The organism is Marinifilum sp. N1E240, from assembly GCF_009295825.1.
Lineage (GTDB): Bacteria > Bacteroidota > Bacteroidia > Bacteroidales > Marinifilaceae > Marinifilum_A > Marinifilum_A sediminis.
The window spans coordinates 639,424-662,138 of the sequence record NZ_WHKF01000001.1 but is presented as its reverse complement, the minus strand read 5'-3'; the positions used below and the strand labels follow the sequence as shown (position 1 = coordinate 662,138).

Genomic DNA, 22,715 nt, shown 5'->3' with positions numbered 1-22,715 from the left:
ATCTACAACTCCTCTATAACTTTTTCCAATTGAATTCCCCGCGATCCTTTTATCAGGATATAATAATTTTTTACTTCCTCTTGTTTCAATTCAGTACCTAGCTCGTCTACTAATTTGAAAGTTTTACAATTGCTCCTGGTATTCACTTTGGAAAAAATATTTCCTACCAAATAAACCTTTTTCAAACCTTTTTCATCTAACAAATCAATAAGTGCCAAATGCTCTTTTTCCGAATCATCACCCAACTCCAGCATATCACCTAAAATAACGAGCTTATTTTTCACCTTTAAATTGGCAAAATTTGTAATGGCAACATTCATACTACTTGGGTTAGCATTATAAGCATCCAAAAACAAAACATTCCTGTCTGTTTTCTTTAGTTGAGACCTGTTATTACTTGGCTCGTAAGCTTCCAATGCCTCTTTTATAACAATCTCTTCGATATTAAAGTATCGCCCAATTGTAACTGCTGCTAATGCATTTTCATAATTATATCCACCAATCAATTTGGTTTTGATATACAACTTACCAATTTTAGCAGATCTTAATTCTAGAATTAGATATGGTTCAGCTTGTAAAAATCTTGCTTTACTATTTGCTTCCTCCGAATTTCCGTAGGAGTAAATTTCCTGATCATTCAACATTCCTAATAAATGTTGATTATCTCTATTGACAAAAACTTTTCCTTTGCCTTGTAAATAATCGTAAAGTTCTTTCTTTGTTTTCTTTACACCCTCAAACGAGCCAAATCCTTCTAAATGAGCCTTTCCAACATTGGTAATCAAACCAAAGTTTGGTTCACAAATTTCGCACAAAAACTTAATTTCTTCCGGATGATTTGCACCCATTTCAACTATGCCAAAATCTGTTTCTTTTGTCATCGCCAACAATGTTAACGGCACTCCAATGTGGTTGTTTAAATTTCCTTGAGTCGCATAAGTACTGAACTTCCTTTTTAAAACTTCATTCACCAACTCCTTTGTAGTTGTTTTTCCATTAGTTCCTGTAATTGCAAGTATTGGAATGTTTAATGAACGTCTATGTTCTTTTGCCAATTCCTGCAGGCATGTTAAAACATCTTCAACCAAAATACAAGCTTCGCTTCTAACGTGTTCTTTTTCATCTACAATAGCATATTTACATCCTTTTTGAATAGCGGCTTCTGCAAATTTATTACCATTAAAATTTGCTCCTTTTAAAGCAAAAAATATTGAATTTGGAACTATTTTTCTAGTATCGGTTACAACTACCGGATATTTTTCGAAAAGACTGTAAATATATGATTTGGACATATGGATGTATTCAATAAAGTTTCAACGAACGAAATTAATAAAATCAAATAAAAAACCCCATTCTTAAAAAGAATGGGGTTGAATTATTTTGAATAACTACTTCAAATTATTTTTGGGTTGGTCTACCAACTCGAGTCATAGCACAACGGAAACCGATATCGTCACGAGCTTCTTTCTGATCCATGAATCTGCGAGCACTTGGTGCCATCCAGTAAGCTCTATCTTTCCATGATCCACCTTTATAAACTCTTGAATTGTCCGTTACCATAGAACTAAAGTCACTACCATCCTGACCTCTACCCTGAACATACATTCGACTTGAACCTTTTGTTTGATGCTCTGGGTTATTCCACTCATAATCAGGTACGATACTTGATGAAACATCTCCATCTCTATAGTTTCTGTTATCAGCTGTTTTATAATTCTCTCTACCTACTAATTCTTCATCGGTTTGTGTTCTGTAACGCAAGCGTCCTAAACTATCCTTCTCGGCAATATTACCTTCTTCATCACGAACAGGTGTTTTAAATACATTACCTCTATATGGATTAAATTCAGCAATATCCTCAGGTGACATTGGGCGATAAACATCAGCAACCCATTCGCTCACATTACCAGCCATACAATACAGACCGAAATCGTTAGGCCAAAATGAATTTACCGGCACAGTAACATCTCCACCATCATTAAGTGCTCCTGCTGTTCCCATATAATCTCCACGACCACGAGCAAAGTTAGCCATCATTTTACCACGAACTTTCTTATTCTCGTTTCTAACCCAGTGACCATTCCATGGAAAAATCTTTTTATCAGTAATTCTTTCCTCTTCTGAGTTTCCAATTAATGCAGTTGCTGCATATTCCCACTCAGCTTCTGAAGGAAGTCGATATTTAGGAAGAAGAATTCCATCCGTCCAACGAACTGATCTTTCTTCATTATCTGGATCTAAATCAGGAAGATTTTTATTTACGGCACCTTCGTATTGTCCTGCTAAATATGCTTGAGTATTAAAATTATTTTCATCTCTTTGAGCTGGGTCATCATTAAGAATTCCTTTATCGATAAGAATTCTTTCATTTACACGATCAGTACGCCATTCGCAAAAATCAACGGCTTGTTCCCACGAAACTCCAACTACAGGATATTCAGCATAAGCTGGATGACGCAAATAGTTATTTACATACGGTTCGTTGTACGCTAATTCGTTACGCCAAACCAATGTATCAGGCAATGCCTTTTTATAAACTTCAGGATATGAAACATATACTCGTTGAATCCAGTGTAAGTATTCCAAATAATCAACATTACGTACTTCAGTTTCGTCAATATAAAAAGAAGGGACTGTAACTCTTCTTGGAACATTATTCCAATCGTACATTACATCTTGCTGAGTTCTACCCATAGTAAATGTACCACCTTGTATAAATTTTAAGCCAGGACCAGTTTTCTGCTCATAACCGCTATGATATTCAAAGCCTCCGTTATCAGGATCGTTGTATGCCCAACCTGTGGTTTTAGATTTTTCTCCCTTACCTACAAGATTTTTAACCTTCGAACACGATGGGAAGATCATTAAACTTGTAGCAAAAACAGCAATAACTATGCTAGATTTTAGTTTCATAATAGATTGAATGTAGTTTATCTTCAAAAATACTTAACTCAACAAATATAACTAAAAGTGTATGAAATTTATTGTATCTATTTTTAGTTTTTACACTAAATATTTAACATTTTTCTTTACACATCATTTTCTTTATTTAACTTCTTACTCTAATCAAATCAATACAAACACTTCATTACAACTCTAACCATTTGATTCAAAACACATTTAACTAAATCTTATTCAATTAATATTCATTTTGAATCATTTTTATATCATAAACAGATTAATAGCCTTTGTATAAAGTTTTGTTTATTTTGCATTAATTCTGTCATAAAATTCTCTAAAGGTAAAACTCAGTATGCGTTACAAAATCCTTATTGTTACTTTATTGTTTTGTCTCAACTCTTTTGGACAAACAAGCAAAGAATTCAAATTATCCTGGCAAGAAGCGTATATTTTCTCTCCCAAAGGAGAAAAAATCACTTCTTTACGCTTTCAAGGAGCTTCAATTGACGAGACAAACAATTGGTTGCCTATGTTTTCTCATCTTCAAAGAACTGGTTCAATTGGAGATATATTCTCTGTTGAGTTATTGGATACGCAATTCGATCCGTTAAGTTCCGAAGAAGCACAAATTTTACGAAATAAATCTTTTCCGAATATTATAACACCTAAAATTCTATCTGTTATTATTCGAAAAAACACATACCAACAAGTTCAATTTATACCATTTCGAAAAAATCCGGTAAACGGAAAAATTGAAAAACTAGTTGCTTTTAAAATAAAGTTTAACAAAGAAACACAAAGTAAATCCAGCCCAAAAGCTAAAACTTATTCTATGAACTCGGTGTTATCCTCTGGAAATTGGATTAAGATTTCTGTTGATACAAGTGCTGTTCATAAAATCACCTATGACCAATTAATACATATGGGCATAAGCAATCCTGCACAAGTGCGAGTTTATGGATATGGAGGTATGCTTTCAAAAATCAACTCAGAAGAAACAATCGATGATCTTCCTCTTGTTCCAATATATATGAATAATGGTAATGATGGAGTTTTTAATTCTGGTGATTTTATTCTGTTTTATGCTTCTGGTCCAAGATCATGGTCCTTTGATAATAGTAAATCTGAATTTATTCATAAAAATCACTTATACTCAGATAAATCATTCTATTTTTTAACTTCGGACAAAGGCAATCCATCAATCATACCCATTAACAATTCCGAAAGTACATTTAATACTACTGTTAATTCTTTTAACGATTACCGTGTTTTTGATGTGGATAAAACCAATCTTTTAGAATCAGGTAGATTGTGGTTGGGAACCGAATTTGATGTCTCGACAGAACATCATTTCGAATTTTCATTTCCTAATTTAAAAGCCAATTCTCCAATAAAAATAGGAGTTAACCTGGCAGCTCGATCATCATCAACAACAAAATTTGAATTAATTTCCGGATCTCAAAACATAGGAGAAGTCAATCTTACAGCCGTCAATACTGGTAGCTATACCGCAAATTATGCATCCCTTAAAGAAGAGGTTTTTACCGAATTTATTCCCAACTCTGATAACTTTAGCATCTCTATTAACTATCAAAAAAGTTCGGCTTCATCAATTGGCTGGTTAGATTTTTTAAGAGTAAATGCACGAAGAGAGTTAATTTTTACTGATTCTCAAATGTCTTTTCGAGATAAAGAATCTGTTGGCGCAGGACTTATTTCTAAATTTCAGATTCAAAATTGCAAGGCATCAACTCTGGTTTGGGATATTACAGATCATAGCAATATCAAACAAATACAATTATCAATAGCTGGTACTGTAGGAGAATTTAACACCAGTACAACCAATCTAAAAGAATTTGTTGTTCTGAATCCAGATGGTGAATTTCCTAACCCTGAAATTGTAGGCAGCATTCAAAATCAAAACTTACACTCATTAGATCAGTTGGATATGCTAATCATTAGCAATTCAAGGTTTATGAGTTATGCCGAGCAAATAGCCAATTACCATAAAAATAACGACAATCTAAAGGTTAGTGTTATTGATCAGGAAAGTATTTTTAATGAATTTTCGTCAGGTGCTCCTGATGTTGCGGCGATTAGAAATTTTGTAAAGATGTTTTACGATAGATCTACTAATGAATCGGATATGATTAAATATCTACTTCTATTTGGTGATGGTTCTTTCGATAACAAATTGTCAAGTGAAAGCAACACGAATAAAATTTTAACCTACCAATCGGAAAATTCTCTCAGTCCAACACAATCATTTGTTACCGATGATTTTTTTGGACTATTGGATGACAACGAAGGAGAAGCAAGCGGTTTAGTTGACATAGGAATTGGTCGATTACCTGTTAATACAAGTGAAGAAGCACAAATTGTTACTTCAAAAATCACAAATTACAATAACAATACAAAAGGAGATTGGCAAACTGCTATTTGTATTATTGGTGATGATGAGGACAACAATACTCATATGAGAGATGCCAATTATTTGGCTGTACAGGTGGAAGACAATTATCCACAATATAAAGTTCAACGTATTTTTTTAGACGATTACGAACAAATAACCAGTTCAGCTGGTCAGGAATATCCTGATGTTAATATTGAAATTAACGAAAATGTTAATAAAGGAAGTTTGATCATAAATTATACTGGGCATGGAAATGAAAATGGTTTAGCCCATGAACACATTCTTATGACCGATGATATTCTTTCATGGCAAAATTCGGATCGATTGCCTCTTTTCATGACTGCGACTTGTGAATTTAGCAGGTTCGATAATTATAAAAAATTATCAGCCGGTGAGATCGTTTTTCTGAGAGATAACGGCGGTGGTATTGGACTTTTCACGACTACTCGCCTTGTCTTTTCATCTCCTAACTTCAGCCTGAATCAAAACTTTTACAATTTCGTATTTGAGAAAGATGAAGAAGGTGAATTTTATCGTTTAGGCGATATTATGCGAAATACAAAAAATGCTACTGCTTCGGGAATTAATAAGCGAAATTTTACTTTGTTAGGTGATCCTGCTTTAAAATTAAATTACCCTCAACACAATGCAATTACATCTATGATCAACGATGTTGATATTTCGCAAGCAGTTGATACTCTAAAAGCTTTGAGCGAAATTAAAATATCAGGCAAAATTATTGCAAGTACAGGTAGTGATTTAAATAGTTTTAATGGAACCCTGTACCCAACAGTTCTGGATAAAAAAGTTGATAAAATAACTAAGGGTAACGATGGAAATCCTTTTGAGTATTCCGAACAATCTAATGTTTTATACAAAGGGAAAGCAAGCGTTAACAATGGCAATTTTGAATTTACATTCTTTGTTCCAAAGGATATAAACTATCAGTTTGGCTATGGAAAAATTTCATATTATGCTACTGATGGCAATTCGGATGCTGCCGGATTTACCAATACAATTGTTGTTGGTGGTACCAATCCTAACGCATCAAATGATAATTTAGGTCCTGATATCGAATTGTATATGAATGATGAGCAATTTACTCCAGGTGGAATAACTGATCTTAACCCACTCCTTCTTGCTGTTGTTAGAGATTCAAGTGGAATCAATACAACCGGCACTTCAATTGGACACGATATCATCGCAATTCTTGATCGAAACACAGATCAAGCAATTGATCTTAATGATTTTTATGAATCTGATTTAGACAATTATAAAAAGGGTAAAATTACCTATCAACTTAGCGAACTAGAGACAGGCGAACATGAAATTCAATTAAAAGTTTGGGACAATGTTAATAATTCTTCGGAAAGCAGTTTAGAATTTGTTGTCGCTGAAAACGCTGATTTAGTAATTAAGCATGTTCTGAATTACCCTAATCCATTTACTACAAATACAGGCTTTTATTTTGAACACAACAAAACTTCAAGCGATCTGGATGTTTTAATACAAATTTTAACCGTTTCAGGTAAATTAATCAAAACCATCGAAACAAGTTTTAACGCTACAAGCAAGCGAGTAGGACCAATACAATGGGATGGGAAAGATGATTTTGGAAACTCCATTGGTCGTGGCGTTTACTTCTATCGTGTAAAAGTAAGAGCCGATAATGGAAAAACAGTAAATAAATTTCAAAAATTAGTGATCCTCAAATAATAAAAAAGAGTAATTGTAGTTATTTGAATTATATTTGCAGACTATTATATAAATATGTTATGAATTATAGACTAACTCTAATCACAAGCTTATTAGGCCTTTTGCTTTTTACTAACACTAGTAAAACCTCGGCCCAGACTTCTACTTCAGGAGCCAATTACATTTCAACTGCCGTATCTTTTTTAACCATTACTCCCGATTCAAGGGCTGGTGCAATGGGAGATGCTGGTGTAGCTACATCGCCGGATGTAAATTCCATGCATTGGAATCCGGCAAAATATGCAATGATCGATGGACAATATGGTGTTTCTGCCTCTTATACACCATGGCTACGCGATCTGGTTGACGATATGAGCATTGCTTACCTTACAGGTTATTATCGTTTAGATAAAAATCAAGTAATTGGTGCTTCACTTCGTTATTTTTCATTAGGTGAAATTGCCTTTTTGGAAAGAGCAGAAGATATTCCTGTAGCTAAAAACCCTAATGAATGGGCATTTGACATCGCTTATTCAAGAAGGTTAACAGATCAACTATCAGGAGGTATTGCATTCAGATATATTCGATCTGATTTAACTCAATCGCAATATGTTGCTGGATTAGAAACTCAGGCTGGTAATGCATTTGCTGCGGATATTTCTGTATACTATCAAAATGAATTTAGAAGAAATCGTAGAGATATGGTTTGGTCCTGGGGTATTAATATCTCGAACATAGGTTCAAAAATTAGCTATACCAACGATGATGAAAAAGAATTTATACCAACTAATTTAAAATTGGGTACTGCCTTAAAATTTGAATTGGATCGCTACAATAGCTTAACTATTGCCGCCGATATGAATAAATTATTGGTTCCAACTCCATCAGGTGGAAACTTAGATGAAGATGACAATAATGGCGGTGTAATTGTTGGAAGTGAATCTTCAGATAAATCTGTTGTTAGTGGTATATTTAGCTCTTTTAGCGATGCTCCTAACGGGATGAGTGAAGAATTTAAAGAAGTGGCATGGTCACTTGGTTTGGAATATTGGTATCAAGAGCAGTTTGCTCTTCGCACAGGATACTACTACGAGCATGAAGATAAAGGTAATCGTAAATACTTTACTGCAGGTTTAGGAGTTAAACTAAACATGTTTGATTTGGATTTTTCTTACCTAATCCCAACAACTCAAAACAATCCTTTAAAAAATACTTTAAGATTTAGTTTAACTGCCAATCTTGATAAAATTATTAAGTAATGAAGATTAAAGTAGGATTTGGTTACGATGTTCATCAGTTAGCCAAAGGTGAGGAATTTTGGTTAGGAGGCATTAAAATTGAGCATAGTAAAGGATGCATTGCTCATTCTGATGGAGACGTTTTAATACATGCGATTTGCGATGCCCTTCTAGGTGCAGCTAATATGCGTGATATTGGTTATCATTTTCCTGATACTTCTAACGATTTTAAAGGTATTGACAGTAAAATATTGTTAAAGAAGACCGTTAAAATAATCGCAGAAAAAGGATATTCAATTGGAAATATTGATTCTACTATTGCCTTACAAAAACCAAAAATTAAACCACTAATTCCAGAAATGCAAGAAGTACTTGCTAAAGTAATGGAAATAGATACAGATGATTTAGCAATAAAGGCTACAACAACAGAAAAATTAGGTTTTGTAGGTACTGAAGATGGAATTTCAGCATATGCAACCGTTCTTATTGAAAAGTAATTTACAAAATTTTCATACAAAAAAGCCTTTTGAACATTAGTTCAAAAGGCTTTTTAAATTCTTATCAATTAGTAAGTGAAATCAATTTGTCACCTCAAAATTAGCTCTACCTGTAGCCCAATTTCCATTCTCATCTATTCCTTTTACAACGATAGTATATTCTGATTGATCATCAGAGGTATAAAAACTAAAATCATAATTTTCTCCATTCTTGCTTTCATCAACTGTATCAAAATACAATACATTTCTAAAATCAGCCAAACGAGATTCTTTTAATTTAGGATCAGAATAATCAGGACTTTTAAATTCGTACTCAGAATTATACCCTTTGTGCACTTGTCTGAAAATTCGATTATCAAACTCCATATCCGCCATATTACCATCTTTAGTATAGAAGCACAACAAGTATCCTAAATTTTCATCTTTCAAAAAAGACTGTAGATTTACTACCTCTATTCGTTCCAAATCTTGTGGTTTAATATCAAATACATTCTGGGTATTTTTTATAGGAATACCATCAACAAAAACCAAAGTTTTAGCATATTTGGGATATAATGAATAATCCTCAAACACCTTAAATTCATATCCTTTTTGATTTTTCCTTAAGCTTGTAAGAGGCACAAGCTCACGAATAACCTCCTCCATTGTAGGCAATTCAATGTACTTATCTATTTTAACAATATAATGTGGATTATTATAGAAGGAGTTATTCTTAATGATAGAATCACTTATTTCAAGCTCTGTCTTATATTCTCCATATATCGAATTAATCTGCATATTAATAATTGCTTCATTTAAACTCTGCATTTGTATGCTATCCATAACAAGATCTCCAACTTGTTCATTGGAATATACTGTTGAAAAATCATCATCCAGTATTACTTTATAATTCAGACTGGTTGTATCTGTTGATTTAGGTTGAATTACCATTTCTTCATCACCATATCGATTTGAAACAAATCTAAATCTACCCAACGAATCCGTTTTAGAAAACTCTAAAGCAGGTTTATTCGAAACAAATCCCAACATAAACTTTTCGTTTGTTATAGCATTGCCTGTATCTAAATCTATGATCTTTCCTTCTAATAATTCCCCTTCTATCTCCGGCAATATAATACTATCATTTAAAAATAAATCAGGCTTATCTTTCAATAACATTTTATCATCAGCAGACAGTGCATTAATATTATTAAAAGTCTTATTTAGCAAACAAGTTTTTACAGCTGTAACCGATAAATGTTTTAATGCACTTACATTTCTAATCGAGACATTTACTTTACTCCTCAATCCATATTTCTCTTTATCCATAGATATACTTAATTGATTCTCCTTATATAAATTCGAAAATCCACGAAATGCATAAATCTTTTTCGAATCATCAACTAGCAAAGCATACATATCAATTGTTTGGAATTCATTCCTAGCAAGTCTGACAATACCATTATTTGGTATTTCATAAGTTCTTAGATAATGTCCTCCTGTACTTAAAATATCCAATCTCATATTATCATCACAAAATCCATTAATTTTGAAAACAATATCATCATATGAATCTTTTAATTGTAATAAATACTTATTATTTGAAACTGGTGGCAAAATTACTTTTTCATCACCATAGGATAGTATATATTTATTTAATTTATTAGGTATAATATTTACTACATCATATCCAGATTCTTCAGTTACAAACTCATGTAAAATATTAGACCTACCATCCTGAATACTACCTCTTAACATTATTGGATTTCCTTTTTTATCACAAGCATAAAGAATTACTTTATTTCTAATATCTGGAACTATTTTTCCACCTTCAACATAACAAAAAACAGTATCTCCCAAATGATAATGATCTCCCTTAGGCATGCTATTTTTTACAAATGGGTTTATTACATCGAGTGATTTTGTAGCAAATAAACTTACATCTCTATTTCTCATCCAACGAGTATAAACTCGTATATAATACTTACCACTTGACAAACTGTCAGGTAATTGAAATTTTGATTGAACAAATGAATCTTCAATACAATATTTTAATTGGACAATAGGAACATGTTTTTTATTTAACAATTCTAGATATAATACATTACTCAATTGTGAATTATTATTTGAGCACGGCTCTAATGCACCTAAACCAAACCAGACATCCTCCCCCGCAATGTAAATATCCCTATCAGTGGTTAAAGCAACTTTCTCCTGTGCTTTTACAATTAATATATTACAAAATAATAAATATATAATACTTGCAAACCACTTAATATATCTCATTTTTTTTCTAGATTCCATAATTAATCCTCCCAAAACTTTGGTTTTTTAAGTGAACCTGTTAGTGAACAATCAACACACGTTGGTTCTACAATAATTAACGCATCACGCTCCATAGGCTTATCATGAATTCTAAAATCACCATTAAGCACATAATATTCGTATATATCATACAAATTATGAAAATAATTATTGTCCACATCAACAGTATCCTGATGACAATATGGAATTACTATAACATCTTTTAATCCGATTTCAGCTGCATCTTCCCAGGTAATAAATATTCTCTTAGATGTAACAGCACCTGTTTGAAAATACCCTAATACAGTTTCCTTGCTATTTGTAATATTTTTAATATTGCCTTCTGTTGAATATGGTTGTGACCCAAAAATATCACCAACATCCTCTGTTGATTCTTTCAATTTATTCCAGTAATTATACTCCTCTTTGGATATGGATAGCTGCTTAATTAAAATACTATATTTAATATTAAACTTGTCATTAATTCCAGAAGGAATAAAACAAACTTTCTTCCCATCTATCGAAGTAGAATTCTGATTTTCTAATGACTGAACAATAATTTCATTAGAAATTGAATTTTTCCAACAATAAAAATTTTCCACTGGTATATAAATTAACTCTTTATTTTCATCAAAATCAATATATTGCGGATGCGTAATAGAAAACTTCCAATCCTCTTCATATAACCATCTAACATATGAGTCAACCGAGCTTTCACCATCTACATAAAATTGAATACCTTCTACTTCCTTGTTATTTACATCAATTGTCGTACCTTTCTTATAATAAAGGCGATCTATTTTACTTGGTTCTAACATCTCACACTCGTTCGACTCGTAAACATCACCATTTTCTGTTTTAATTTTTAACTTATACGATTTGCCAACAACTGCTTTAAATTTTATACTATCAGTTTTATAAACACCAGGAGCTTTTTCTTGCAAAACTTCTTCATTTCCATTATCACAAAGAATCGTTACAGTAGCATTTTCCTCTGGATTAGGCATTTCTCCTATATTAGATATAGATCTTGATAACTTAACCTCATGTGATTTGGTTTCATCCGTTATTAGAGCTTCTACCACTAATAAATTTTCAGAATTACTAACATCAACATTATATGGGTCCATACAAGACCATATTGGAACAACCAATAATAACAATAAATATTTTATTTTCATTTTATAGAAATACATACAACTAAACTTAAAATACAAGATCAACAATTAAAATATTACAGATTAAAGATAAAATATAAAATAAATAATAATATTTGCTAATTAATAATTTTCATACAATAAATTATTAGTTATTTTTGTAATCACACTAACCATATAATATTAAATCAAACAATGAAAGAGTTGCTAATTATTTTGACATTACTACTTTTTTCTTCATTTATAACTGTTTCTCAAAATCATAGTAAATCATATGCTTTTAGAAAAAATGATATTAAATCATTTTACAATGAACATATGCATACAAAATATGATTATATTTCAGGAGAAGAATATAAACCATATCATAACTACAACCAAGCTAATCCTTATTTGAATTCTAGCCATGGTTCTGGAATTATTTTTAGTAAAGGTAGAACTTATCCAACTAGCATAATATATTACGATTTATTCCATGATGAAGTAATTGTTAATTTAAACGATGAAGTAATTAAAAACTCATACATTAAAATAAACAAAGTACAAATTGATTCCTTCTCTATAAATTTAAATAATCAACATTATCATTTTGTTAATTTAATTAGATCAAATAATATTTCTAGTGGTTTTTATGAAATTCCTTATAATCACAAATTCCAACTATTAATTAAACACACAGTAAGAAAAGGGAAAGACAATAGTTTAACTACATACAAACAGAAACTAATTCTATACCTACGAAAACACGAGCAATTTCATAACATTAGCTCAAAAAAGAAATTTTTATCACTCTTTCCCGAAAAGAATAAACAGTTGAAGAAAAAATTGAAGTCTCTGGAAATAAACTTTAAAAAGCCTAATCATGATCGATTCGTTGAATTAATCAAATACGCAGAAACTTTATAAATCAAATCCTATGCGTAAAATACTTATCACATTGCTAATTGTGTCATTTCACTTGACAGTAATAGGGCAATCAATCACACTACAAAAAGATTCAATCTCATTCCATGAGATTATTTCAAAAATAGAAAAATCTTCCACCTATAAATTTTACTACATATCTAATTGGGTTGAAGATCAAAATTTTAATCCAAACTTTAAAAATACAGATGTCAAAAAAATAATTAACTGGCTTGGAAAAAAAAGTAATTTGAATTATCAAATAATAAAAGAAACCAAAGTTGTTTTTACTAAAAACTATCGCATAAAGACTAATTATGCCCAAGCATACAATAATTATCTTTCAAAAAACAAAATAAAAGAAATCGATACTATTTTTTATAAATCACCAATAATAAAAAAACAGATAAACAATAAAATTGGTAATGAATATAAACTATTTACAATTGGTGATAGAGCCCACAATCCAAATAAAACTAAGGTAACTTTTGGTGGGAAAATTACAGATGTTGAAAGTGGAGAATCTTTAATTGGTACCGTAATTTACATTAAGGATATCCAAAAAGGAACTGTTACAAATCAATATGGGCAATACTCAATTTCAATCCCTATTGGAAAGTATAAAGTAGAATATCGATCTGTTGGAATGAAAACTACATTTCGTAATATCGTAATTCATTCTAATGGAAAATTGAACGTCGAAATGAAAAACAAACCTACCTCTTTAAAGGAAGTAGTTGTAACGGCTAAAACTGAAGATCCCGTTCGTAACCTAAGAATGGGAATGGAGAAAATTACTGTTAAAGCATTAAAGCAATTACCTCTAGGAATGGGTGAAGCAGATATCATAAAAAGTACATTATTATTACCTGGCGTACAGAGTGTAGGTGAGGCTTCAAGTGGATTTAACGTTAGAGGCGGAAATACAGATCAAAATTTAGTTTTATTAAACCAAGCTCCAATAAATAATACCTCTCACTTTTTTGGATTCTTCTCAGGCTTTAATTCAGATATCATTAAGGACATCACTCTTTATAAAAGTGGAATCCCAGCAAAATATGGAGGTAGGGTATCTTCAGTAATGGACCTTAGTTTAAAGGATGGTAATAGAAAAAAATATAGTGTTAACGGTGGAATTAGCCCTGTATCTGGAAGACTAACAATAGAGGGACCACTAAAAAAAGACAAAGGTTCATTTATACTTGCTGGACGTACAACATATTCTGACTGGGTTCTTAAACTTTTGGATGACAAAAAACTTCAAAAAAGTAGTGCAAACTTCTATGACTTTCAAGGAAATTTCTCATGGGACTTAGATGAAAAAAACAGTCTATATTTATCTGGCTACTACAGCCATGATAAATTTGATTATTATCAAGAAGATAAGTTTGAATACAATACTATTGCATCTACAATTAAGTGGAAACATATATTTAGTCCAAAATTATTTTCCACTTTTTCAGCAGCAATTAGTAAATATGATTACACTACAGAATCAAGACAAGAACAGAGTCAATCTTACTCCGTTAAATATAAATTCGATCAGTATATTTTTAACGCAGATTTTTCCTATCTATCTAGCTTGAATCATAAAATTGATTTTGGAATCAATAGTACCTATTACGACTTAGCCCCTGGAGATCAAAAGCCAAGCAATCCTGAGTCTTTAATAAATGCAAAGAAACTTGAAGGCGAACAAGCCTTAGAAATGGCAGCTTATATTAGTGATGAATTTGAACTTTCTCATTTTATGTCACTATCAGTTGGTCTACGCTATTCCTTTTATGGAAATCTTGGTCCAAAAACTGAATACAATTACATAAAAGGTCAACCTAGAAACCTTGAATCAATGGATGGATCAACCTACCATAAATCAGGATTCATATCAACTTATTCTGAGCCTGAAATTAGAATTTCTACAAACGTAAGACTTGGATCCAATAGTTCTTTAAAAGCAAGTTACAATGGAATGAGTCAGTATGTTCAAATGATTTCAAACACTGCATCAATGACTCCAACAGATATATGGAAACTTAGTGACAAATACTTGAAACCTCAAAAAAGTCATCAATACTCCATAGGATTATATCGAAAAATAAACCAAAATAAATTTGAAGCTTCGATTGAAACTTACTATAAAAAATTAGATAACGTTTTGGATTACAAAGGTGGAGCCAAATTGGTAATGAACGAACACCTTGAAACCGACGTATTAAATGGCAAAGGAAAAGCATATGGTTTAGAATTAATGTTTCAAAAGAAAAGAGGTAAATTGACAGGGTGGGTTAATTACACTTATTCAAAAATATTGCATAAAATAGATAGTGAATTTGATGAAGAAAAAGTTAATGATGGTGATTACTTTCCTGCTAATTACGATAAACCTCACGATTTTAAATTTGTTGCCAATTACAAATTAGGTCGAAGAATGAATGTATCAACCAATTTCTCATACAGTACAGGAAGACCTTTTACAGCCCCTGTTGCCTACTATAACTTTGCAGGCACAGATAAGGTACACTATTCGGATCGAAACTCAATGAGAATGCCTGACTATGTAAGATTAGATATAGCAGCAACCATAAATGGAAATTTAAAAGCCAAAAAACTAAATCATAGTTCTTGGACAATAGCTGTTTACAATGTACTTGGTCGTCAAAATGCATATAACATCTTCTTCAGAACCGAAGGCGAGAAAGTTAATGGATACAAAATGTCAATATTTGGTAAACCTATAGTAACAGTTACATACAACTTCAAACTATTCGGTAATGCTAAAGATGATTTTTAAATAAATAATTAAAGTTAAAATGCATTTATTGAGTACGAATCAAGTTCATTTAGTATATTCACATATCTGAATACGTTAAAATATAATGATATGAGAAAAACAGTAGTTATTGGAGCAAGTACTAAAGAAGACAGATATTCCTACAAATGCATTAAACTTCTTCGTAAACACAACATAGAAACCATTGCAGTAGGAAACAGATCAGGTAAAATAGAGGATGTAGAGATTCAAACAGGACGACCTTGTGAATCTAAAGTAGAAACGGTAGCCATTTATCTTTCTCCGAAAAACCAGGAGTCATTCTACGATTATATTATTGGCTTAAAACCAGAAAGAATATTGTTTCCTCCTGGAACAGAAAATCCTGAATTTTATAAAAAAGCAAATGCTCACGGCATTGAAACAGAAGAAGCATGTCCGTTGGTAATGCTAAATACTGGGGTATATTAAAAGATTAAATCACAAATGCATAGTATCAGGTTGGTACTATGCATTGCTCATTTGTTAAAAAATCATTTTATAATATCTTTCCAAGGATTTTTCCACCTCATCAACACCAATAACTCTGCTACGTTTTAACACTTCCTGACCGGAAATAAAGACCAATAGAGAAGGATTAGTATACAAACCTAATTGAGCAGCTAATTCAGGCTGCAATGCCGTATCAACGTGATATGCCTCCAATTTAGGAAAACACTGCTGGAACATTTCAAATATTTTTGGTTTTAGAATTTCACATACTCCACAATTAGGTGCTGAAAAGTAGATGAAAAATGATTGTTGATCATCTTGTAATTCCTGTAGTTTTTCCAGATCTAATTTTCCCATAATTCATAATATATCAAATGCAAGTATAACAAAAAAGGAGACACAAGGTCTCCTTTTAAATTCTATATTTTAAGTTGACTAGAAAGCTCCGTCAATCAATTTATCATCTGCAAAATTAGGAAGAGTTACCTTTAAGTTCGGCTCAGCTTGCATTGCACGTTTAATTGCAAACACAGCCTCTTCATTTCTTGCCCATGAACGACGAGAAATACCATTGTTTACATCCCAAAATAACATGTTTTTCAATCTGCGATCAGCATCATCAGTTCCATCCAGTAACATACCGAATCCACCGTTGATTACTTCACCCCAACCTACTCCACCACCATTGTGAATAGATACCCAAGTAGCACCACGGAATGAATCTCCAATTACATTTTGGATTGCCATATCTGATGTAAAGCTTGATCCATCATAAATATTTGAAGTCTCGCGGAAAGGAGAATCAGTACCTGATACATCGTGATGATCGCGACCTAATACAACAGGACCAATCTTACCAGCTGCAATTGCTTTATTAAAAGCCTCAGCAATTTTGATACGACCCTCTGCATCAGCATATAAGATACGAGCCTCAGATCCAACAACCAATTTATTTTCCTGTGCTCCCTTTATCCAACGGATATTATCAGCCATTTGCTGCTGAATTTCCACAGGCGAATTTTTGCGAATTTCTTCCAATACTTCAGTTGCAATACGATCCGTTTCAGCCAAATCTTCCGGTTTGCCGCTTGCACATACCCAACGGAATGGTCCAAAACCATAATCGAAACACATAGGTCCCATAATATCCTGAACGTAAGAAGGATATTTGAATTTATCACCTTCAGCCATAATATCAGCGCCAGCACGACTAGATTCTAAAAGGAATGCATTTCCGTAATCGAAGAAATAAGTTCCAAATTTATCTACACACTTATTGATTGCTGCAACATGACGACGAAGTGATTCCTGAACCTTCTCTTTAAATAACTCAGGATTATTTGCCATCATATCATTGGCTTCTTCAAACCCAACCCCAGCAGGATAATAACCACCAGCCCATGGATTGTGTAATGAAGTTTGATCCGATCCTAAATCAACTTTTACATCATCTTCAGCAAAACGCTCCCAAACATCAACAATATTACCTTGATATGCGATTGAAACAACTTCCTTATCAGCTTTCGCTTTACAAACTCTTGTCATCAACTCATCCAGATTATCAATTTTCTCGTCAACCCAACCTTGCGAGTGACGTGTAGTGGTTGCTTTTGGATTGATTTCTCCTGTGATAGAAATACATCCAGCAATATTAGCAGCCTTAGGCTGAGCTCCAGACATACCACCTAAACCAGCAGTAATAAAAAGTTTACCTTCTAAACCCTCTCCGTTTTCACTAATTTTTCTACCAGCATTTAGTACTGTGATAGTTGTTCCGTGAACAATGCCCTGTGGTCCGATATACATATAAGAACCTGCAGTCATTTGTCCATACTGAGAAACTCCCAAAGCATTCATTTTTTCCCAATCATCTGGCTTGCTATAGTTAGGAATCACCATACCATTGGTAACAACAACACGAGGAGCATCTTTATGAGATGGATACAATCCCATTGGATGTCCTGAATACATCACCAAGGTTTGCTCATCAGTCATTTCTGACAAATATTTCATGCACAAACGATACTGAGCCCAGTTTTGGAATACAGCACCATTTCCACCATAAGTAATTAACTCATGTGGATGCTGAGCAACTGCATAATCCAAATTATTTTGAATCATTAGCATGATTGCCTTTGCCTGATCACATTTACCTGGGTAGTCATTAATAGAGCGAGCTTTCATTTCATAGGTAGGACGCAAACGATACATGTAAATTCTACCGTAGGTTTCCAATTCCTTAACAAACTCAGGAATCAATTCTGCATGATCTTTAGGATCGAAATAACGCAATGCATTTCTTAATGCAAGCTTTTTCTCTTCTCCATTTAAGATTTCCTTACGCTTTGGTGCGTGATTGATTTCAGGATCGTACTTCTGAGGAGCTGGCAATTGTTCTGGAATTCCTTCCAAAATCATTTGCTGAAATTCAGTTTTTGTCGTTATCATGATAGTATTTTGTGTTTATTTATATCGTGGATTAAAAATACAACTTTGAGACAATTAAATGAATGATTTAATTGCTTTTACGCGTAAATTAGTCGAATTATTGAATCAATTATTCTGATTGCAATACTAAATCTATACACTTGAATAATTTATGATACTAAAAAAGCATCCTATATATTCATAAAATTGTCATCTGAAAATAAATGCCAAGTACAGATATGACTTAGCAGTGGATGTTATGGAAACATCCTTGAAGAATTCATGGGTATCTTTTTCTTAATTCTTTCTTGAATCTCATTTCAAACTAATGGCTTGAATTTGTGTGCGCAATATAGGAAATATTTTTAAAATCAATAGGTGAAATCATCTCTTTTGATATGATTTTAATCAACTCTTATCATTTAAACAAAAAGGGTCATCTTAAGTAAGATGACCCTTTTATAATATCTTGAAATCGTATTATTCTTTTTTACGAGTTCTTCTCTTTGGCTTAGCAGCTGCAGCAGCTTTATCAGCTTCCTCCAAACTGTGATCGTAATCGCAAATATACTTATCAACTAAAATACGTCCGCAATACTCACATACAATAATTTTCTTACGAGAACGGATATCCATTTGACGCTGTGGTGGAATTTTATTAAAACAACCTCCACAAGCATCACGTTCAACTGTTACAACAGCTAATCCGTTTCTAGCATTAGAACGAATTCTTGAATAAGCAGTAAGCAATCTTTCTTCAATCTTACCTTGGAAAGATTCTGACCTCTCAATTAATTTGTCCTCTTCTTTTTGAGTTTCAGATACAATCTCATCCAATTCTCCTTTTTTAGATTCCAAATCAGCTTTTTTCTCTGTGAAATTCGATTCTGAATTTTCGATTAAAGCTTTTTTGTTATTCATCTCCGCAGTAAACTCCTTGATGCGCTTCTCACACAATTCAATTTCAAGGTTCTGAAATTCGATTTCTTTTGAAATAGAATCGAACTCACGATTATTACGAACATTCATTTGTTGAGCTTCGTACTTTTTAATCAGCAAACCAGCTTCTTTAATCTCTTGCTTCTTCTTCGCAACAGTTTCAACAAGCTCTTTTACTTCACTATTTAGATTCGCGATTCTGGTATCAAGTCCGGCAATCTCATCTTCCAAGTCCTGCACTTCCAAAGGAAGCTCTCCCCTTAGCGTTCTAATTTGGTCTACCTCAGAATCAACAGATTGCATTTCATGCAATGTGCGTAATTTTTCTTCAACTGAAATATCCTTAAAATCTGAAGCTTTTGGATCTTTTGTTGTCATATGTTTACAAATAATTTATTGGATTCGAATTTATCTCAGAAATATGAACCGCAAAGTTAGGGAATTTTTTTGTAACTATCTCATAAAAAATATCTCGAGTAAATTGTTCACTTTCATAATGTCCAATATCAGCAATTATCAATTTGCCCTCAGCATCGAAAAACTCGTGATATTTAAAGTCTCCGGTAACAAAAATATCTGCTTTTGCTGACATAGCTTTATGTAGCAAAAAGCTTCCACTTCCACCACAAACAGCAACTTTTTTTACCTCTTTTTTTACAATTTCGGTATGTCTCACACAACCAGAACGGAAGATTTCCTTGATTCGCTTCAAAAAATCCACTGAATTTTCAGGAGTTTCAAGCTCTCCAATCATTCCTAATCCTGCCTGAGAATTGTTATTTTCGAGTGCATAAATGTCGTAAGCTACCTCCTCATATGGATGATGATCTAATAATGCACCAATAATTTTTCCTTTTAAATGTTTTGGAAATATTGTTTCGAATCGTACTTCTATCTCTTGATGCACTTCTCCCTTTTCTCCTACAAAAGGTTTAGCATCTTCGCCTCCTCGAAAGGTTCCAATACCTTCTGTGCTATAACTACAAGCATCATAGTTCCCAATATTCCCAGCACCTGCAATAAACAAAGCCTCTCGAACTTTATCTGCATGATCAACAGGAACAAATGTTACTAGTTTCTTCAAATCTTCACTCACTGGAGAAAGAATCTTCTTGTTTTTCAATCCTATTAAATCGCAAATTTTTTCGCTCACTCCACCACGAACTGAATCAATATTAGTGTGAGCTGCATAAATTGCAATATCATTTTTAATGGCTAACATTACTGTACGCTCCACATAATTGTTTCCATTAAACCTTTTCAATCCCTTAAAAACAATAGGATGATGAGCGATAATCATATTCGCCCCCAACTGAATTGCTTCCTCCACTACACTCTCTATAACATCTAAGCAGATCACAACACCACTTACTTCCTGATTGTAGTCTCCTACAATTAAGCCAGAATTGTCATATGATTCCTGATACGACATGGGAGCAATCTGCTCAATAGATGAAACAATATCTCGTATTCTCAATTTTAATAAATTTAATGATTATAGGGCTTCTTTAATTTCAAGCAGAAGATCTTTTATTTCTTGCAGACGAGTTACCACGCTAAAATTATTCTCGGTATCCTCTTTATTTTCCTTTAGCTTCTGTTTTGCACCTTTTAATGTCATTCCTCTCTCCTTCACCAGATGAAAAATCAAGTGAAAGTTCTCAATATCAAGCTGAGTAAAAAAACGATTGCCTTTCTTATTCTTTTTGGGCTTTATAATATTGAATTCTTTTTCCCAAAAACGAATCAAAGATGTGTTAACCTTAAACATTTCAGCCACTTCTCCAATCGAATAATATAGCTTTTCTATTTTCTGTTCTTTATAAGGCACTCTATTTGATTTTATAAAATTTCAAATCTCATGAAGAGATAAATAATTATAACGGAATAATTTATTACCTAAAGTAATAAATAAAATGGCACAGAATATGATTTTCTGTGCCATTTTTTTATGTTTTCCTATTTTTTATCGGTAGAACTAATCCATTGTTTGACCGGTGTTTTCAGCGTAGGCTACCATACTGTCATATTCATCGGCTGTAATATCATTAAAATAATAATTAATCGGATTTAAAGTTTTTCTATTTTTTCTAACCTCGTAATGTAAATGAGGTCCTGTTGAAACTCCAGTATTTCCAAGTTCGGCTATAATTTCACCTCTTTTCACCTTTTGTCCCCTTTTTACTCTGTAACTATCCAGGTGAGCATAAACTGTAGTATAACCATATCCATGATCGATAACTACTTTTTTTCCGTAACCTCTCTCCTTTTTGGCAACTTTAACAACTCCATCTCCTGTAGCATATATAGGTGTTCCAATTTTTCCGGTAAAATCCATTCCATCGTGGAACTTTTTCGTTTTGTAAATTGGGTGAATTCTCCATCCATAACCAGCAGATATTCTTCCAAAATCTTTTATCGCCAATGGCATAATGGCAGGAATAGCTGAAAGCAACTTAAACTTATTCTTCACCATCTCTTCAACATCGTCGTAAGATTTAGTTTGAACATATAAAGATTTCGATAATTGATCCAGTTTTTTAGTCGTTTTTATAACCAGATCAGCATTCTCCATATTCTCGAGCTGCTTGTAGCGGTTAACACCTCCCACTCCAGCCTTTCGGATATTTGAATGAATAGGTTCCGCTTCAAAAATCACACGATATATATTGTCATCTCGCTGTTCTAAATCACCAAGTACGGTTTGCACTTGTTGCAATTCGGTATTCAACCGGTTATATTGAGTAAGAAGCTTTTGGTTTTCCCTTTGAAGTGATCTTTCTTTGGGAGATCCGAAAAAATAGAACAAGACTGCCACCATTACAATTGCAAGTACTGAACTGGAAGCCATGTGTTTAAGACCGTTAACAATTCGAGTCTTAATGTTGATTTCTACCTTTTCGTAGCTAATAGACTCAGGATTAAACTGATACTTCGTCTTCGCCATGTAGTGTTCTTAGGTTAATTTTTAAAGAAAAAGCCTAAATTTTTGCTCATTTA

16 protein-coding genes are annotated in these 22,715 nt (G+C 32.7%); 6 read left to right on the top strand and 10 right to left on the bottom strand.

The window, feature by feature from the left end; translation table 11 throughout:
* Nucleotides 1–2: 2 nt before the first annotated feature.
* Complete coding sequence (gene murF, locus GCQ56_RS02900) at nucleotides 3–1,292, bottom strand: UDP-N-acetylmuramoyl-tripeptide--D-alanyl-D-alanine ligase (RefSeq protein ID WP_152732887.1); 1,290 nt, start codon at nucleotides 1,290–1,292, stop codon at nucleotides 3–5.
* 106 nt (nucleotides 1,293–1,398) lie between these two features.
* Nucleotides 1,399–2,913: a gliding motility lipoprotein GldJ gene (gene gldJ / locus GCQ56_RS02895; protein ID WP_152732886.1), complete on the bottom strand. Its 1,515-nt coding sequence runs from the start codon at nucleotides 2,911–2,913 to the stop codon at nucleotides 1,399–1,401.
* Nucleotides 2,914–3,253: 340 nt separating this feature from the next.
* Between gldJ and porU the strand changes: the two genes are divergently transcribed.
* The 3 genes from porU to ispF are packed head-to-tail and all read left to right on the top strand — an operon-like array spanning nucleotide 3,254 to nucleotide 8,744.
* Nucleotides 3,254–7,030 carry a type IX secretion system sortase PorU gene (porU, locus tag GCQ56_RS02890; protein WP_152732885.1) on the top strand — a complete coding sequence of 1,259 codons (3,777 nt, stop codon included), beginning with the start codon at nucleotides 3,254–3,256 and terminating at the stop codon, nucleotides 7,028–7,030.
* Nucleotides 7,031–7,089: 59 nt separating this feature from the next.
* Entirely contained in the window at nucleotides 7,090–8,268 is a 1,179-nt protein-coding gene (gene porV / locus GCQ56_RS02885; protein ID WP_152732884.1) for a type IX secretion system outer membrane channel protein PorV, read from the top strand.
* Nucleotides 8,268–8,744, top strand: a complete 477-nt coding sequence (gene ispF, locus GCQ56_RS02880) for a 2-C-methyl-D-erythritol 2,4-cyclodiphosphate synthase (protein WP_152732883.1) — start codon at nucleotides 8,268–8,270, stop codon at nucleotides 8,742–8,744. Before porV ends, ispF begins: the two co-directional genes overlap by 1 nt.
* An 81-nt stretch (nucleotides 8,745–8,825) precedes the next feature.
* Here the strand turns inward: ispF and GCQ56_RS02875 are convergent, their stop codons facing one another.
* Nucleotides 8,826–11,009 carry a hypothetical protein gene (locus GCQ56_RS02875; RefSeq protein ID WP_152732882.1) on the bottom strand — a complete coding sequence of 728 codons (2,184 nt, stop codon included), beginning with the start codon at nucleotides 11,007–11,009 and terminating at the stop codon, nucleotides 8,826–8,828.
* A gap of 20 nt (nucleotides 11,010–11,029) precedes the next feature.
* Nucleotides 11,030–12,157, bottom strand: coding sequence for a DUF4249 domain-containing protein (locus tag GCQ56_RS02870; RefSeq protein WP_193323697.1), 1,128 nt, complete (start codon nucleotides 12,155–12,157; stop codon nucleotides 11,030–11,032).
* Nucleotides 12,158–12,379: 222 nt separating this feature from the next.
* On the opposite strand from GCQ56_RS02870, the gene GCQ56_RS02865 reads away from it, so the two are divergent.
* From GCQ56_RS02865 to GCQ56_RS02855, 3 genes are all read left to right on the top strand, one after another.
* On the top strand, nucleotides 12,380–13,090 hold the full coding sequence (locus GCQ56_RS02865; protein WP_152732880.1) for a hypothetical protein: 711 nt from the start codon (nucleotides 12,380–12,382) through the stop codon (nucleotides 13,088–13,090).
* A 10-nt stretch (nucleotides 13,091–13,100) separates the two neighbouring features.
* Nucleotides 13,101–15,878: a TonB-dependent receptor gene (locus GCQ56_RS02860; RefSeq protein WP_152732879.1), complete on the top strand. Its 2,778-nt coding sequence runs from the start codon at nucleotides 13,101–13,103 to the stop codon at nucleotides 15,876–15,878.
* Nucleotides 15,879–15,968: 90 nt separating this feature from the next.
* The gene (locus GCQ56_RS02855) at nucleotides 15,969–16,328 is read left to right on the top strand and encodes a CoA-binding protein (RefSeq protein WP_152732878.1); all 360 of its coding nucleotides are present in this window, start codon (nucleotides 15,969–15,971) and stop codon (nucleotides 16,326–16,328) included.
* A 54-nt stretch (nucleotides 16,329–16,382) separates the two neighbouring features.
* On the opposite strand, the gene GCQ56_RS02850 is transcribed toward GCQ56_RS02855, so the two are convergent.
* The 6 genes from GCQ56_RS02850 to GCQ56_RS02825 all read right to left on the bottom strand — a co-directional run bounded on the left by GCQ56_RS02850 (nucleotide 16,383) and on the right by GCQ56_RS02825 (nucleotide 22,662).
* Nucleotides 16,383–16,706: a co-chaperone YbbN gene (locus tag GCQ56_RS02850; RefSeq protein WP_152732877.1), complete on the bottom strand. Its 324-nt coding sequence runs from the start codon at nucleotides 16,704–16,706 to the stop codon at nucleotides 16,383–16,385.
* Nucleotides 16,707–16,784: 78 nt separating this feature from the next.
* On the bottom strand, nucleotides 16,785–18,797 hold the full coding sequence (locus GCQ56_RS02845; RefSeq protein ID WP_152732876.1) for a urocanate hydratase: 2,013 nt from the start codon (nucleotides 18,795–18,797) through the stop codon (nucleotides 16,785–16,787).
* A 459-nt stretch (nucleotides 18,798–19,256) separates the two neighbouring features.
* On the bottom strand, nucleotides 19,257–20,093 hold the full coding sequence (locus tag GCQ56_RS02840; protein WP_152732875.1) for a zinc ribbon domain-containing protein: 837 nt from the start codon (nucleotides 20,091–20,093) through the stop codon (nucleotides 19,257–19,259).
* Nucleotides 20,094–20,097: 4 nt separating this feature from the next.
* Nucleotides 20,098–21,192 carry a Nif3-like dinuclear metal center hexameric protein gene (locus GCQ56_RS02835; RefSeq protein WP_152732874.1) on the bottom strand — a complete coding sequence of 365 codons (1,095 nt, stop codon included), beginning with the start codon at nucleotides 21,190–21,192 and terminating at the stop codon, nucleotides 20,098–20,100.
* Between the two features lie 18 nt (nucleotides 21,193–21,210).
* Nucleotides 21,211–21,546, bottom strand: coding sequence for a MerR family transcriptional regulator (locus GCQ56_RS02830; RefSeq protein WP_299992944.1), 336 nt, complete (start codon nucleotides 21,544–21,546; stop codon nucleotides 21,211–21,213).
* A 147-nt stretch (nucleotides 21,547–21,693) separates the two neighbouring features.
* Complete coding sequence (locus tag GCQ56_RS02825; RefSeq protein ID WP_152732873.1) at nucleotides 21,694–22,662, bottom strand: M23 family metallopeptidase; 969 nt, start codon at nucleotides 22,660–22,662, stop codon at nucleotides 21,694–21,696.
* Nucleotides 22,663–22,715: the final 53 nt, after the last annotated feature.